Origin of the sequence: Caulobacter sp. CCH9-E1, assembly GCF_001556515.1 — a bacterium.
In the GTDB taxonomy this organism is placed as follows: domain Bacteria; phylum Pseudomonadota; class Alphaproteobacteria; order Caulobacterales; family Caulobacteraceae; genus Caulobacter.
In genome coordinates this window covers 1-14,709 of sequence record NZ_LSJA01000322.1, presented here as the reverse complement: position 1 = coordinate 14,709, position 14,709 = coordinate 1, and the positions used below count along the sequence as shown (strand labels likewise).

The window sequence follows — 14,709 nt, the reverse complement described above, 5'->3', positions numbered from 1 at the left end:
GCCGAAGGACGCGCGCCAAGGGCGCGCCGAAGTCGTCGTCCCGAGGGTCGGGGAGGGGACGAATGAGGTGAGCGCCTTAAGGTTTGTCCGTCCCGATGCTCAAGAGAACGGAAGAACGTGGCGCTTTCTTGAGATGGAATGTCGTCGTTGGTGGGCGGGTTCGCAATAAAAGGACGGTTTCAGCGGTAATAGTCAGACCGGCCGCTTGACGTTTTCCTAGGCGTGCGTGGACAAGACTGACGCGATCGCGGCGGCGGCCAAGGCGAAGCTCTTAAGGAAGTGGCGGAGGAGGCGGGCGCGTGAAGCTCAAGGCACCGCCTGAGCGACGGGCGGTGTCTCCATGGCGTCGTCGAGGGCATCTCGTCGGCCGCCAAAGCGCGGGGCGCGGAAGTCGTCATGATCGAGCCCGTGAGAACGACATCGATCGTTTGGTGACGGGTCTCGGTTACCGGGTGACGCCGGATGCGAGCTCTTGGGTTTCAGTCGTAACCGACGCTTGCGATACTAGGTTGAGCCCGCCCGCTTCGCCCGCGCGCCGCGGCGAAGGAGCGCCCGGACGCCTAGGGCGAGGAAGCCCGCCGTCAGACCCCAGAAGGCCGAGCCAACGCCTAGCAGCGACACCCCCGAAGCCGTGGCCAGAAAGGTGACGATCGCTGGATCACGGTCCGCGCCCGGCGCCAACATAGACTCTAGCGCGCCGAGCAGGGCTGGGATCAGGGCCAGCCCCGTCAGGGCCGCGATCACCGCGTGAGGCAACGCCAAGAACACGCCAACAAGGAACGGCGAAAACAACGCCAGCAGCAGATAGACGCCAGCATAGATCACGCCGACCATCCATCGCCGCGCCGCGTCCGGATGGGCTTCTGGATTGGTGCAGATGGCCGCTGTAATGGCCGCGAGATTCACGCCGTGGGCGCCAAATGGCGCGGCCAGCAACGACGCCAGACCGACCCCCGCGAGCAGCGGCCGAGCGGGTGGGTGATAGCCCGCCGTGCGCAGCACCACTAGGCCGGGCAGGTTCTGCGAGACCAAGGTGACCAGGAACAGCGGCAGGGCGAGGCTGATGATCGCCGCGGGCTGAAAGGCGGGCGCTTGAGGCGCCAGCATTCCCAGGACTTGGCCCGAGGATGGCAAGGAGAGGCCGCCGCGCGCCAGCGTCAGGGCCACTCCGGCTGTTAAGGCCAGAAGCATGGCGTACAGCGGCGCGCGCCGCCGGGCCGCGAGGAAGACCGCCAGGATCACGCCGACCAGGACCGGATCCACCGCGGCGGTGCGAAAAAGGGTCAAACAGAACGGCAGCAGGACGCCGGCCAGCATGGCCGAAGCGACGGTGCTTGGAATCTTCTCGGCCAGTCGACCCAGAGCCGGAATAAGGCCCAGCACGATCGCCAGCACGGCCGCGACCACGAAGACGCCGACGGCGGCGGGCCATGAGAGCTGGGCGGTGGTTCCGGCCAGCAAGGCCGCGCCCGGCGTGGACCAGGCCAGCACCACAGGCATCCGCAGGCCGATCGACATCGCCGCGCCCGCGAGACCGATCGACAGGCAGAGGGCGGTGACGGCGGAGCCCGTCTGTTCAGGACTGGCGCCCAAGACCTTCATGGCCTGGACCACTAGAGCCACCGTGCCGCCAAAGCCAATCAGGGCGGCGATCAGGGCGGCGGACCAGGCGGTGACGGGGGGCATTCTGAAAGTCATGGAGCTTGTCGCATAGCAGGAGAGCGTCGGCGGTTTCCAGCCGTCATTCTCGGCGAGGCCGCCGGCGCGCACGACGGGCCGGCGCCTGCTCGGGTTGGCTAAGGACGAGGACTTGACCGCCCTTGATCTCGACGGCCTGGGCGCCGATGCGGGGCGTGACCCTGGGCGGCTAGACGGTGGGGATCGTGCCGCCGTCGATGACGTACTCCGCGCCATGAATGGCCGAGGTGCGGTCCGACACCAGAAAAGCGATCAACTCCGCCACCTCCTCGGGCTTGGCCGGCCGACCGAGCGGGATCCCGCCAAGGGCGTCGAGGATACTTTGTTTCGCCGTCTCAAGGTTTCCGCCCGTACTGTCGGCGATCCGGCGCATCAGATCGTCGGCCGCTTCGGTGTGAATCCAACCCGGCGAGACGACGTTGACGCGCACGCCCTTGGGGCCGACTTCCTTGGAAAGCGCCTTGCTGTAGGTGGTGAGGGCGGCCTTGGCGGCGGCGTAGGCCGTGGTGGACTCGGGGAGCGGCAGCGTCCGCTGGATCGATGAAACGTGGACGACCGCGCCACGGCCGCGCGCCAGCATCCGCGGCAACAGGGCCCGGTCCAGACGCACCGCCGTCATCAGGTTGAGGTCGAGCTCGGCGGCCCAGTGCGTGTCGGTGAGCGCAGCGAAGCCGCCGCCCGGTGAGGACGAACCACCCAGCACATGGACCAGGACGTCGACGTCGCCCAGGCGTTCGATCGCGGCCCGCGCCAGCTGGTCCGCGCCTTCCGGCCTCGTCAGGTCGACTTCCACGACAGAGGCGCCGATGGGGGCGTTGGCGGCGCTACGGGCGGCGGTGACGACACGCGCGCCGCCTTTCAGCAGTCGCTCCACCGTCGCGCGCCCAGCGCCCTTGGTGCCGGCGGTGACCACGGCGCGAACGCCCTCGAAGTCGCGCGGGCTCACAGCGTGATCTCCAGGTCGGCGATTTGGTCGTCCTCGAGAACGAAGAAGTAGCGCAGATCCGTGGGGCTGCCGGGGAAGTCGCCGGTAAGGTGGGCGGTCACGACGATGCGGCCCTTGTCGACGACGATCGCGAACGGTTCGACGCTGTAGGTGTACTTTTTCGATGATTGCTCTTTCCATCGACGGATGGAGTCACGCCCCACATAGGTGTTGCGTTCGTCGCGAACGACCGCTCCGCCCGTGAAGCATTGGGCGATGGCGTCCGCATCCTTGCTTTTGTCGGCGTCGAAATAGCGGGAGATGGGGCGGGGCAACGCGATGGTCATGACGGCTCCTTTCTTCAGGACGGCGAGGGGGGGGGGGCTAGGTGCGGCTTCCATTGAAGTCGGCTTCTCGGACGGCTGATGAAGCTCAATTTAGGACTGGACCAGCATCCGGATAATCGGGACAAATCGGCATGTGGTGTTGTGCTGGAGGGGATAATGGAGCGTCTCAAGCTCATCGAGCTGGAAGCCGTGCTGGCCATCGCTCGCAAAGGATCCTTCCGCGCGGGCGCGCTGGATTTGGGCTTGTCGACGACCGCGCTGAGCAACACCGTCGCCAAGCTCGAACAACGGCTCGGGGTGAGGGTGTTTCATCGCACGACCCGCAGCGTTTCCCTGACCGACGCGGGGCGCGCGTTTGTCGCGCAGTTGCGCCCGGCGGTGCAGAGCATCCATGATGCGGTGGAGGCGGCGCGGTCGCAGCAGGACACGCCGTCCGGAATGCTGCGCATCAACGCTTTTCCGAGCGCCGCACGGGAGATCTTTGAGCCGCTGATCCTGGATTTCGTACGCAGCTATCCGCAGGTGCACGTGGACCTAGTCACGGAGGGCAAGCTGGTCGACATCGTGGCGGACGGCTTTGACTTCGGTCTTCGACGCGCCGATCTGGTTCCGAGCGACATGATCGCCCTGCCTCTGGGCGTCCCTCGCGGCCACGCCGTCGTCGCCTCGCCCGACTACCTGACCGATCCGCCGCGTGTTCCAGCGGATCTGCTGAACCATCCGTGCATTCGGGTTCGGTTGCCCAACGGCGCGCTGCTTCGCTGGGGGTTCGAAAAGGCGGGCGAAGTGATCCAGCTCGATCCCCAGGGGCCCCTGACCCTCGATGAAACAAGCCTCGTGCGCGCCGCGGTTCTGGGAGGCATGGGCATAGGCTACCTCATGGAAGCCGATGTCGCCGACGACATCGCGGCCGGTCGAATGGTCCGGCTCTTGACGGACTGGACCCCGCCGATCGCGCCGCTCTGCCTCTACTATTCAGGCCGCAGAAACGCTTCGGCCGCGTTCAGGGCGTTGGTTCAAACCGCGCGTCGGTACGCCTTGCGCCAAGCGGCGGCTTAGCAAAGGCCCTTCTTCACCGCACCATGGGCTGACGCTTCCAATAGACGAGGGAGCGCCATAGCCACTCCAGCGGGTCGTATGGGAGAAAGCGTAGTCACAGCGCACTGGCCGCGGTCAACGCTCCAAAAGCCGCCGCGAACCAACCACTCTTAAACAGGGGTAAGCGCCGGCTTGAAGCGCGTTGATGGACGAATTGGGCGGCGCCTGTGATTTGGGCAGTTTTGACTTTACGAAAAGCAGCGGCGTGGCGGCGCTCCACAAACCTGTCCGACAACGCCTAGGTCAGCCTCATGCGCGTCCTCGTGATAGACCCCGATCAGGTCCGAGCCGAACTGGTGGCCGAAGGGCTTGAGGGTATCGAGCCCCTCGAGGTGCGCCATTCGGCACTCTATAACGAAGCCGAAGTCCTGGCTTTCGCGCCCGACGTGGTGGTGATCGCCGCCGAGAGCCCCGACCGCGACACGCTCGACAGCCTCAAGGAGTCGAGTCAGGGCCATCCAGTGGTGATGTTCGTTGATCGATCCGAACCGGGTTTGGCTGAGCAGGCGGTGCGCGCCGGGGTCGCCGCCTATGTGGTCGATGGCTTGGCGCCCAATCGCGTTCGTTCCATACTCGACGTGGCCATGAGCCGGTTCGCCCTGACGCGCCAGCTTCGTAGCGATCTGGCCAGGGCGAAGGCGGACTTGGAGTCGCGCAAGGTCGTGGACCGGGCCAAGGGCCTCCTGATGAAGGAGCGGGGCCTGGACGAGGATGGGGCCTATCGCCTGTTGCGCAAGCTGGCCATGGATCGCGGCAAGCCGATCGGCGTGATCGCCGCGGACCTCCTGGCCTTCGTGGGCGTGCTGAAGGGGGATGCTTCGTGAGCGGCTTGTCCGAACTCCGCCTCGGCTTCATTCCACTGACCGATTGCGCGCCGCTGATCGCCGCCCAGGCCCAAGGCTTCTTCGAGGACGAGGGCCTGGCCGTCGAGCTGGTCCGCGAGGCCTCCTGGGCGACCGTCCGCGACAAGGTCGCCGTCGGCGCGCTGGACGGCTCCCATATGCTGGCGCCGATGGCCCTGGCGATGGCGGCCGAGGATTCCGGAAGCGTCGTGCTGGCGCCGTTGGCTCTGAACCGGAACGGTAGCGCGATCACGGTTTCGATGGCGCTCTTCGAGGCGCTGGGAGGCGTGTCCACCGGCCTCGCCGGGCCGCCGCCATCGGCCGCATGTCTCCAGGCGCTGATCGCCGAACGGCGCGCGCGGGGCGATGGGCCGCTGACCTTCGCCGTCGTCTTTCCCTATTCGATGCACAACTATCTGCTGCGCTACTGGCTGGCGCAGGGCGGGATCGACCCGGACCGCGACGTACGCCTCGTCGTGATCCCGCCGCCACGCATGGTGGAGCGGATGCGGGCAGGGGAGATCGACGGCTTCTGCGTCGGGGCGCCTTGGAACGCCGTCGCCGAACTGGAGGGAATAGGTCGCATCTTGGCGGCTTCGTCTCAGCTTTGGCCAGACGGTCCCGACAAGGTCCTTGGGGTCAGCGGGGCGCTGGCCGTCCGGAAGCCCGACGAGTTACGCGCGCTTTTGCGGGCGATCATTCGCGGAGCGGCCTGGGCGGACGCCCCCGAAAATCGCGACGCGCTGATCGCGCATCTCGCCGGCCCCGATCGTATCGAGGCGACGCCGACGGCGATCGCCAGGGCCCTAGAGCACGAGTTGATCTTCCACCGGGACGCCGCCGGGCTGCCGCGCCGCGAGCATGGCCTCTGGTTCCTGTCCCAGATGATCCGCTGGGGACAGATCGACCCGAGCCGGGACCTGAACGCCATCGTCGATCAGGTCTATCGGCCCGATCTCTATCGGGAGGCGGCCTTGTCGCTGGGCCCCGTCTTGGAGCCGGCGCTCGTGTTCGCCGACGCCGTCGCCCCCGTCGAGGCGCGGCTTTTTGATGGACGCCCCTTCGACCCGAACGCCGCGCGAGCCTATGCCGAGAGCTTCGACATCGCCCGTGTTCAGGGCTGATCTGCCTTCTTCGCGGGCGCCGTCGCTGCCTCAATGATGAGCAAGTGAGCGCCGAGCGTTGATGTCGGTCTCTACGTCTCGGTCAGCGTGACAGATCGCCCGGCATCGTTTTCCCTTTAGCTCAGGCCAACGAACAACGGCGTTCGCGGCTGCCAGAGGACCGCTCGGATGCGGTCAGCCACCCGGAGCGACGACGCTCCGCTCTCGCAGACACGCAAACATCCGAGGCCGTCATGATCTCCCGCGACTTCCTGAAGGCCGGCCATGCGCCGACCCTGTTCGCCGCCTTCCTCTATTTCGATCTCAGCTTCATGGTCTGGGTGATCCTGGGGCCTCTGGGCGTGGCCATCGCCAAAGACTTCCATCTCGATCCCGCCCAGAAGGGCCTGATGGTCGCCGTTCCCGTCTTGGCTGGCGCTTTGCTGCGCCTGGTCAACGGCGTGCTGGTCGACCGGATCGGCCCAAAGAAGACGGGTATGATCGGCCAGCTGATCGTGCTGGCGGGCCTGGTCCTGGCCTGGGTCGTTGGGATCCACAACTATCATCAGGTCCTGGCCCTGGGCGTGATCCTGGGCGTAGCGGGCGCCTCGTTCGCGGTCGCCTTGCCGTTGGCCTCGCGCTGGTATCCGCAGGAACACCAGGGCTTGGCCCTCGGCATCGCCGGCGCCGGCAACTCGGGCACGGCCTTGGCGGCGCTGTTCGCGCCGGCCCTGGCCAAGGTCTTCGGCTGGCAGACGGTGATCGGCCTCGCGGCCATCCCGCTGGCGATCGCCTTCGTCGTCTACATGCTGCTGGCCAAGGACGCGCCCGAGCAGCCCGCGCCGAAGAGGCTGAGCGAGTACCTGAACGTCCTGAAGGTCCCGGACGCGTGGTGGCTGATGCTGCTCTACGCGGTGACCTTTGGCGGCTTCGTTGGCCTGGCCTCGTCGCTGACGATGTACTTCAACTCCGAATACGCCCTGGATCCGGTCATCGCGGGCTTCTTCACCGCCGCCTGCGTCTTCGCCGGTTCCTTCATCCGGCCGGTGGGCGGCGCCTTGGCCGACCGTTTCGGCGGGGTGCGCACCCTGAGCTTCGTCTACGCCCTCGCGGCGATCGGCCTGGCGGTCGCCAGCTTCCAGCTGCCTTCGGCCTATGCGGCGCTGGCGGTGCTGATGTTCTCGATGCTGGCGCTGGGCGCCGGCAACGGCGCGGTGTTCCAGCTGGCGCCGCAGCGCTTCCGCAAGGAGATCGGGGTCATGACCGGCCTGATCGGCATGACCGGCGGGATCGGCGGCTTCTACCTGGCCTCGACCCTGGGTCTCGCCAAGAAGATGACCGGCTCCTACCAGTCCGGCTTCATCGGCTTCGCCCTGCTGGCGCTGTTCGCCCTGGTCGCTCTCCACAGCCTCAAGGCCCGCTGGCGCGCCGTCTGGCCGACTCTGCACGGCGACGCCGCCGCCGTCCGCGTCTGATCTTTCCCTCCGACAAGCGAGATAGACCCATGACGAAAGAACGTCTGGTCGTCATCGGCAACGGCATGGCCGGCTGCCGGGCGGTCGAGGAAGTGCTCAAGCGCGATCCCGCCCGCTATGACATCACCATCTTCGGCGCCGAGCCGCGGGTGAACTACAACCGCATCATGCTCTCGCCGGTGCTGGCGGGCGAAAAGACCTTCGACGACATCGTCATCAACGACGAGGCCTGGTACCGCGACAACGCCATCACCCTGCACGCGGGGCGCGCCGTCACGGCGGTCGACCTCGAAGGCCGCAAGGTGGTCGCCGAGGGCGGCCTGGAGGTCGGCTATGACAAGCTGATCCTCGCGACCGGCTCGGACCCGTTCCGCCTGCCGCTGCCGGGCTCGGATCTGAAGGGCGTGGTCACCTTCCGCGACCTCGACGACGTTGAGGCGATGGTCGAGGCCTCCGGCAAGCCGGGCGCCCGCGCCGTGGTCATCGGCGGCGGCCTGCTGGGTCTCGAAGCCGCCTATGGCCTGGCCCGACGCGGCATGGGCGCCACGGTCGTCCACCTGATGGACGTCCTGATGGAGCGCCAGCTGGACGAAAGCGCCGGCTATCTGCTGCGCGAGGCGCTGGCCGAACGCGGCGTCGAGACGGTGCTGGGCGCGCATTCCGAGGAGATCGTCGGCGAGAATGGGAAGGTCGCCGGGCTTAAGCTCAAAGACGGCCGCGTCCTGCCGTGCGACCTGCTGGTCATGGCCGTCGGGATCCGTCCGAACGCCTCCTTGGCCAAGGCCGCCGGCCTGCAGGTCAATCGCGGGGTCATCGTCGATGACGCGATGCGCACATCCGATCCGGCGGTATTCGCCGTGGGCGAATGCGTCGAGCATCGTGGGAACTGCTATGGTCTGGTCGCGCCCATCTGGGACATGTGCCGGGCGTTGGCCGAGGCGCTGACGGCGGGGCGGGGGGTCTATCAAGGCTCTGTCCTCTCGACGCGCCTGAAGGTCTCGGGCGTCGACGTCTTCTCGGCCGGCAAGTTCGCCGGCGGCGACGGCTGCGAGGACATCGTGTTCCGCGACGCCGCGCGCGGGGTCTACAAGCGGGTGGTCATCGAGGACGGCAAGGTCGCCGGCGCGGTGCTGTTCGGCGACGCGGCCGACGGCGGCTGGTACTTCGACCTGATGCGGGCGGGGACGGATGTCGCCGAGATCCGCGAGACACTGATCTTCGGGCAAGCGATCACGGAGGGCCTTTCGGGCCTGGACCCTAGCGCGGCCGTTGCGGCCATGCCCGATACGCAGGAGATCTGCGGCTGCAACGGCGTCTGCAAGGGTGCGATCATGGGGGCCATCACGGCCCAGGGCCTGACCACGCTGGACGATGTCCGCGCAGTGACCAAGGCCTCGGCCTCGTGCGGCTCGTGCACGCCGCTGGTCGAGCAGGTCATCCGCCTGACCCTCGGAGACGGCTTCAAGGCCCAGACCGGTCCCAAGCCGATGTGCAAGTGCACGCATCACCCGCATGGCGACGTGCGCAAGGCGATCGTCGAGCTCGAGCTGAAGTCCATGCCCGCGGTCATGCAGGCCCTGGAATGGACCACGCCCGACGGCTGCGCTTCGTGCCGGCCGGCGCTGAACTACTACCTGCTGTGCGCCTGGCCGGGCGAGTATGTCGATGACAGCCAGTCGCGCTACATCAACGAGCGCGTCCACGCCAACATCCAGAAGGACGGGACCTATTCGGTCGTGCCGAGGATGTGGGGCGGCATGACCAGCCCCGCCGAGCTACGCGCCATCGCCGATGTCGCCGACAAGTACGCCATCCCGGCGGTCAAGGTGACAGGGGGCCAGCGCATCGATCTGCTGGGCGTCAAGAAGGACGACCTGCCGACGGTGTGGGCCGACCTCAACGCCGCCGGCATGGTCAGCGGCCACGCCTACGCCAAGGGGCTACGCACGGTGAAGACGTGCGTCGGCAGCGACTGGTGCCGGTTCGGCACCCAGGACTCCACGGGCCTCGGGATCAAGCTCGAGAAGTTCATGTGGGGCTCGTGGGCGCCGGCCAAGGTCAAGCTGGCGGTGTCGGGCTGCCCCCGCAACTGCGCGGAGTCGACCTGCAAGGACATCGGCGTGATCTGCGTCGACAGCGGCTACGAGATCCACGTCGGCGGCGCCGCGGGCCTGCACATCCAGGGAACCGAGGTGCTGACCAAGGTCGCCACCGAGAAAGAGACAATCCAGGTCATCGCCGCGGTCATGCAGATGTACCGCGAAGGCGGCTGGTACCTGGAGCGGATCTACAAGTGGATGGCCCGGGTGGGCCTCGACACGATCCGGGCCGCCACCGTGGACGACCTCGACAGCCGCGCGGCGCTCTACGCCCGCTTCGTGAAATCGCAGGAGACCGCCCAGATCGATCCCTGGGCCGAGCGCGCCACCGGCGGCGTGGCGGCCGGCGAGTTCGCGCCGATGGCGACCCTTCCGATGGAGATGGCGGCCGAATGACCCTGCAAGCCCATATCGACCCGGACTGGCGCGACGTCGGCGCCGTGACCGACATCCCCGAGCGCGGCGCGCGTCGGGTGGCCACGGCCCAGGGCGACGTCGCCGTCTTCCGCACCGGCGATGGCCAGGTGTTCGCCCTAGTCGATCGCTGTCCACACAAACACGGCCCCTTGAGCCAGGGCATCGTCCATGGTCACGGCGTGACCTGTCCGCTGCACAGCTGGGTCATCGACCTGGCCACCGGCCAGCCCACCGGCGCCGACGCCGGCAAGGGGTGCACGCCCATCGTGCCGGTGCGCGTCAAGGATGGCCGCGTCCTGCTGGCTCAGCCGGTGGCGGCGAGCTGACCGATGGCCGACGGCTCCAGCGCCCCGCGAACCGTCAAGACGACCTGCGCCTATTGTGGCGTCGGATGCGGCGTCGCGGGCGCGGTGGGGGAGGGGCGTTCGGTCGTGATCGCCGGGGACGCGGCGCATCCCGCGAACCTGGGCCGGCTCTGCTCCAAGGGTTCGGCCCTCGGCGCCACGGTTGGCCTGGAAGGCCGGCTGCTGGAACCGACGATCAACGGCAAGAGCGCGAGCTGGAACGAGGCCGCCGCGCTGGTGGCGCGGCGTTTCAAGGAGACGATCGCCCGCCACGGTCCCGACAGCGTCGCTTTCTACGTCTCGGGCCAATTGCTGACCGAGGACTACTACGTCGCCAACAAGCTGATGAAGGGCTTCATCGGCTCGGGCAATATCGACACCAACAGCCGCCTCTGCATGGCCTCGGCCGTCGCCGCCCACAAGCAGGCCTTCGGCGCGGACCTCGTGCCTGGTTGCTACGAGGACTTGGAACTGGCGAATCTGGTCGTCTTCAGCGGCCATAACGCCGCCTGGACCCATCCCGTTCTCTTCCGCCGCATGGAGCAGGCCAGGGCGCGGGGCCAGAAGCACGTCGTGATCGATCCCCGCCGCACCGACACGGCCGAGGGGGCGGACCTGCATCTGGCCATCGCCCCGCAAAGCGACGTGCGGCTCTGGAATGGCTTGCTTGCCGACCTCATCCAGCGCGGCGCGATCGACCGCGACTACATCGCCAATCACGTGAACGGCTTCGAGCAAGTCACCGCCGCGCTTGCGGAAATCGACCAATCGGCCAGCGCTGTCGCCGCCGACTGCGGCGTCGCGATCGAAGACCTGCGGACCTTCTATGACCTGTTCGCCGCGAACGCGCGGACGGTCAGCCTTTTCTCGATGGGCGCGAACCAGTCCGCCCAGGGCGTGGCCAAGGGCCTCGCCATCATCAACGCCCACCTCGCCACCGGGCGGATTGGCAAGCCGGGCGCCTGTCCATTCTCGATCACCGGCCAACCCAACGCCATGGGCGGACGCGAGACGGGCGGCATGGCTAATACCCTGGCCGGCCACATGGACTTCACGCCCGAGGATCGCGAACGCGTCGCGCGCTTCTGGGGAGCGCCTGACACCGCCCGCGCGCCGGGGCTCAAGGCCGTCGAGATGTTCGAGGCCGTCAGGGATGGACGGATCAAGGCGATCTGGGTGATGGCCACTAATCCGGCGGTCAGCCTACCGGCCAGCGGCGCGGTCCGCGAAGCCCTGGCGGCGTGCCCCTTTGTCGTGGTCTCGGACTGCGTCGAGACCGACACCACAGCCTTCGCCCACGTCAAGCTGCCGGCCCTGGCCTGGGGCGAGAAGGACGGCGCGGTCACCAATTCCGAGCGCCGCATCTCGCGTCAGCGGGCCCTGTTTCCCGCGCCGGGCCAAGCTCGCGCCGATTGGAGGATCATGGCCGACGTGGCTAGCGCCATGGGTTTCGATGGCTTCGGTTGGGCCAGCAACGCGGCGGTGTTTCGCGAGTGGGCGCGCCTCACGGCCTATGAGAACCGCGATCGCGTTCTGAACTTGTCGGGCCTTTCGGCTTTGACGCCAGAGGCTTACGACGAACTCTCGCCACTCCAATGGCCGGTGGGGGCAGGCGGCGAGGGGACGCCTCGCCTGTTCGTCGACGGTCGCTTTCAAACCCCGGACGGTCGCGCCCGCATGGTTCCGGTCGCGCCGAAGGGGCCCGCCGAAGCGACCAGCGCGGCCTTCCCGATGTCGCTGAACACCGGCCGCATCCGCGACCAGTGGCACACCATGACCCGAACGGGCCTGGCCCCGGACCTCTGTCGCCACGCCCCCGAGCCCTATGTCGAAATCCATCCGGACGACGCCGAAGCGTTGGGCCTGAAGGACGGCGCCTTGGCCCGGGTGACGACCGCGCAGGCGGAAGCGGTGGCGATCGCCAAGATCAGCGATCGTCAGCGCCGCGGCTCGCTGTTCATGCCCATGCACTGGACCGACGCCTTCGCGCCATCTGGGCGGGCTAACAGTTTGGTGGCGCCGAACATTGACCCGACCTCGGGGCAGCCGGAGTTCAAGCACACCCCCGCTCGCGTGCGACCCTATCGCGAGACCTGGAAGGGCTTCTTCTTGAGTCGATCCGCCCTCAAGTCCCCGCTCGGGGCGGATCTAATCTGGCGGCGTATTCCCCAAGACGCCTGCCAGCAGCACGAGTTCGCCGGCCGGGGCGACGCTCTCGAGCGCGACGCCCTCCGCAAGGCCCTGACCAAGAGGCTGGCCGGCGAACTCGTCACCTACCAGGACGCCGCGACCGAAGCTCGCCGGGAGGCCTGGGTGCAGGACAACCAGCTGGTCGCCGTTCTTTACATGACAAAGACCGGTCGCCTGCCGCCCCGGGACTGGCTGGTCGATCTGTTCCAGGCTGAACTGACGGCCGGAGCGCGCTCGGCCCTGCTGTTCGGGCGCCCGCCAGGCGCGGTGGTCGAAAAGGGGGCGACGGTCTGCGCCTGCCTAAAGGTCGGCGCGAAGGCCGTCACCGCCGCGATCGCCGCGGGCGCGGACACGGCCGACGCCGTCGGCGAGGCGACGGGGGCGGGGACCAACTGCGGATCGTGCCGTCCCGAAATCACGCGCCTGATCAACGCCTTTCTCGCAACGCCCAAGGAGCCCGTTCATGCTGGTTAAAAACAAGCTCGGTAAGGTGCTGCTGGTCGGCGCCGGGCCCGGCCCGGTGGACCTCATGACGGTTCGCGCCGTGCGCGCGGTCGAGAGCGCGGGGGCCTTGCTCTACGACGCCCTGTGCTCCGAAGAGGCCGTCGCGCTGGCGCCGCCGGGCTGCGTCCGGATCCAGACCGGCAAGAGGGGCGGCAAGCCCAGCATGAAGCAGGACGAGATCAATCGCTTGATGCTGCGCCTGGCGCGCCGAGGTCTGCAAGTCGTGCGCCTGAAGGGCGGAGACCCCTCGATCTTCGGCCGCGTGGGGGAGGAGATGGCGTTCCTGAACCGCTTCGGCCTCGAGACCGAGGTGGTGCCCGGAGTCACCGCCGCCTGCGCCGCCGCCGCCCAGTTCGGCTTCCCGCTGACCCATCGCGGCGAAGCGCGACGCGTCGTCTTCACCACGGCGCGCGTCGAGGACGGCGCTGTGGCGGGCGACTGGCGGATGGGCGGCGATCCCGAGGCGACGGTGGCCGTCTATATGGGCGCCGAGGCGGCGCCGGCCTGGGCCCGGGCGCTGATGGCCGAAGGCCGCGCCGCCGGGACGCCCGTGGCGGCCGTCGAGAACGCCGGCGCGCCGCATGCGCGGCTGGCGGAGATGACCTTGGCCGAGCTCGGCGCCGCTCCGCTTCGGAGGGGAGGCGGGCCGCTGCTGATTGTCGTGGGCGAGGTCGCCGCGTTGGCGGCCAATCGATCCGGTCACCACGCCGACCAGAGGGCTTTCGCATGAGCGGCTCTTCGACACGAAGCCCTTAGCGATGGGTCAATCGCGCGTCCAACGCCGCCCGCAGGTGCTCTAGGCTTGGCGGAACGGCTGGCGAGCACCAGGCGATTTCGCGAACCGAAAAGCCCTCGCGTCGCATGCGCGCGACTAGGCGAACACGCTCAAGGGCTTCGTCGGTGAGGAGGCGGCGACCGGCCCGACGCTCGAACGCGACGACCCCGGCCTCCTCCCAACGCCGCAGCGTCGAGGCGGAGAGGCCGAGCTTGGCGAGAAAGCGAGTGACTGCCGAGGCGGGGGAGGCGCGCGCGGCCTCCCCGCGCGCGCGGCGCGCGCGGCGTTCGGCTCTGGCGAACATCGCCTCCGCCGACTTGGTGATCGGTCCGGCATAGTCTTGGCGGGAAATCATCGCGAGCGGGCCGGTGGTTCGCGGCTTTCCTGCGCGCCAGCCCCGTGATCGGCGAACGGCGGCTGGGCCGGATCACTGCCGACGGTGTCGAGCATCGTCTGCAAGCGGACGACGTCGCGCTTGCGGTCCTCCAGGATCATCGCCAGAGCCAGGCCAAGCTCGCGCTTCTGCGCGGCCGGATCGGAGCGCAGCGCCATCAGACGTCGGATCGCGGCTATCGGCAGGCCCACCTCGCGCAGGGCGACCACGGTCCTCAAGGTTTCGAAAGCATGGGGATCGTAGGCGCGGACGCCGCCAGCCAGACGATGCGCTTGAACCAGGCCCTTGTCTTCGTAGTGGCGCAAGGTCCGGGACGTGACGCCAAGCTGGCGCGCGGCTTGATGGATGGGCGCCACGCGCCAAGGCGCGGCCAGTGGCGTCGACGAGGGGAGGGCCGTTTCCATCAGGCGAACTCCACCAGCACCTCGTCGGCGGCGACCGGGTCGCCGCCCTTGGCGTTGACGGCTTTGACGACGCCGTCGCGCTCGGCGCGGATGA

At 68.2% G+C, this 14,709-nt stretch carries 13 protein-coding genes and 1 pseudogene; 8 read left to right on the top strand and 6 right to left on the bottom strand.

Going from position 1 to position 14,709, the window contains the following annotated elements; translation table 11 throughout:
• Positions 1-504: 504 nt before the first annotated feature.
• The 3 genes from AX690_RS18540 to AX690_RS18530 all read right to left on the bottom strand — a co-directional run bounded on the left by AX690_RS18540 (position 505) and on the right by AX690_RS18530 (position 2,970).
• Positions 505-1,698: a benzoate/H(+) symporter BenE family transporter gene (locus AX690_RS18540; RefSeq protein ID WP_066686464.1), complete on the bottom strand. Its 1,194-nt coding sequence runs from the start codon at positions 1,696-1,698 to the stop codon at positions 505-507.
• Between the two features lie 169 nt (positions 1,699-1,867).
• Entirely contained in the window at positions 1,868-2,644 is a 777-nt protein-coding gene (locus AX690_RS18535; RefSeq protein WP_066686398.1) for an SDR family oxidoreductase, read from the bottom strand.
• Positions 2,641-2,970: a nuclear transport factor 2 family protein gene (locus AX690_RS18530; protein ID WP_066730512.1), complete on the bottom strand. Its 330-nt coding sequence runs from the start codon at positions 2,968-2,970 to the stop codon at positions 2,641-2,643. Before AX690_RS18530 ends, AX690_RS18535 begins: the two co-directional genes overlap by 4 nt.
• 156 nt (positions 2,971-3,126) lie before the next feature.
• Here AX690_RS18530 and AX690_RS18525 point away from each other — a divergent pair, with 156 nt between their 5' ends.
• The 8 genes and pseudogenes from AX690_RS18525 (at position 3,127) to cobA (ending at position 13,772) form a co-directional block, all read left to right on the top strand.
• A complete protein-coding gene (locus AX690_RS18525; RefSeq protein WP_066681179.1) occupies positions 3,127-4,029 on the top strand; it encodes a LysR family transcriptional regulator in 903 nt (300 codons plus the stop codon).
• A gap of 290 nt (positions 4,030-4,319) precedes the next feature.
• A complete protein-coding gene (locus tag AX690_RS18520; protein WP_066681181.1) occupies positions 4,320-4,892 on the top strand; it encodes an ANTAR domain-containing response regulator in 573 nt (190 codons plus the stop codon).
• Positions 4,889-6,034 carry a CmpA/NrtA family ABC transporter substrate-binding protein gene (locus AX690_RS18515; protein ID WP_066681183.1) on the top strand — a complete coding sequence of 382 codons (1,146 nt, stop codon included), beginning with the start codon at positions 4,889-4,891 and terminating at the stop codon, positions 6,032-6,034. Before AX690_RS18520 ends, AX690_RS18515 begins: the two co-directional genes overlap by 4 nt.
• A 65-nt stretch (positions 6,035-6,099) precedes the next feature.
• A pseudogene (locus AX690_RS18510) lies at positions 6,100-7,488 on the top strand (nitrate/nitrite transporter); the annotation flags it as partial.
• Between the two features lie 29 nt (positions 7,489-7,517).
• A complete protein-coding gene (gene nirB, locus AX690_RS18505) occupies positions 7,518-9,983 on the top strand; it encodes a nitrite reductase large subunit NirB (protein ID WP_066681186.1) in 2,466 nt (821 codons plus the stop codon).
• Positions 9,980-10,330 (top strand): nitrite reductase small subunit NirD, encoded by a 351-nt coding sequence (gene nirD / locus AX690_RS18500; protein ID WP_066681187.1) that lies wholly within the window; start codon positions 9,980-9,982, stop codon positions 10,328-10,330. Before nirB ends, nirD begins: the two co-directional genes overlap by 4 nt.
• Before the next feature lie 3 nt (positions 10,331-10,333).
• The gene (locus AX690_RS18495) at positions 10,334-13,012 is read left to right on the top strand and encodes a nitrate reductase (protein WP_066681189.1); all 2,679 of its coding nucleotides are present in this window, start codon (positions 10,334-10,336) and stop codon (positions 13,010-13,012) included.
• Positions 13,002-13,772, top strand: coding sequence for a uroporphyrinogen-III C-methyltransferase (cobA, locus tag AX690_RS18490; protein WP_066681190.1), 771 nt, complete (start codon positions 13,002-13,004; stop codon positions 13,770-13,772). Before AX690_RS18495 ends, cobA begins: the two co-directional genes overlap by 11 nt.
• Positions 13,773-13,794: 22 nt before the next feature.
• On the opposite strand, the gene AX690_RS18485 is transcribed toward cobA, so the two are convergent.
• The 3 genes from AX690_RS18485 to AX690_RS24310 all read right to left on the bottom strand — a co-directional run.
• Positions 13,795-14,172, bottom strand: coding sequence for a MerR family transcriptional regulator (locus AX690_RS18485; RefSeq protein ID WP_066681191.1), 378 nt, complete (start codon positions 14,170-14,172; stop codon positions 13,795-13,797).
• Positions 14,169-14,615, bottom strand: coding sequence for a MerR family transcriptional regulator (locus AX690_RS18480; RefSeq protein ID WP_066681192.1), 447 nt, complete (start codon positions 14,613-14,615; stop codon positions 14,169-14,171). The genes AX690_RS18485 and AX690_RS18480 overlap by 4 nt, the downstream gene beginning before the upstream one ends.
• Positions 14,615-14,709, bottom strand: a 95-nt coding sequence (locus tag AX690_RS24310) for a hypothetical protein (protein WP_369798175.1), incomplete at its 5' end; no start/stop codon positions are given. The genes AX690_RS18480 and AX690_RS24310, both read right to left, overlap by 1 nt.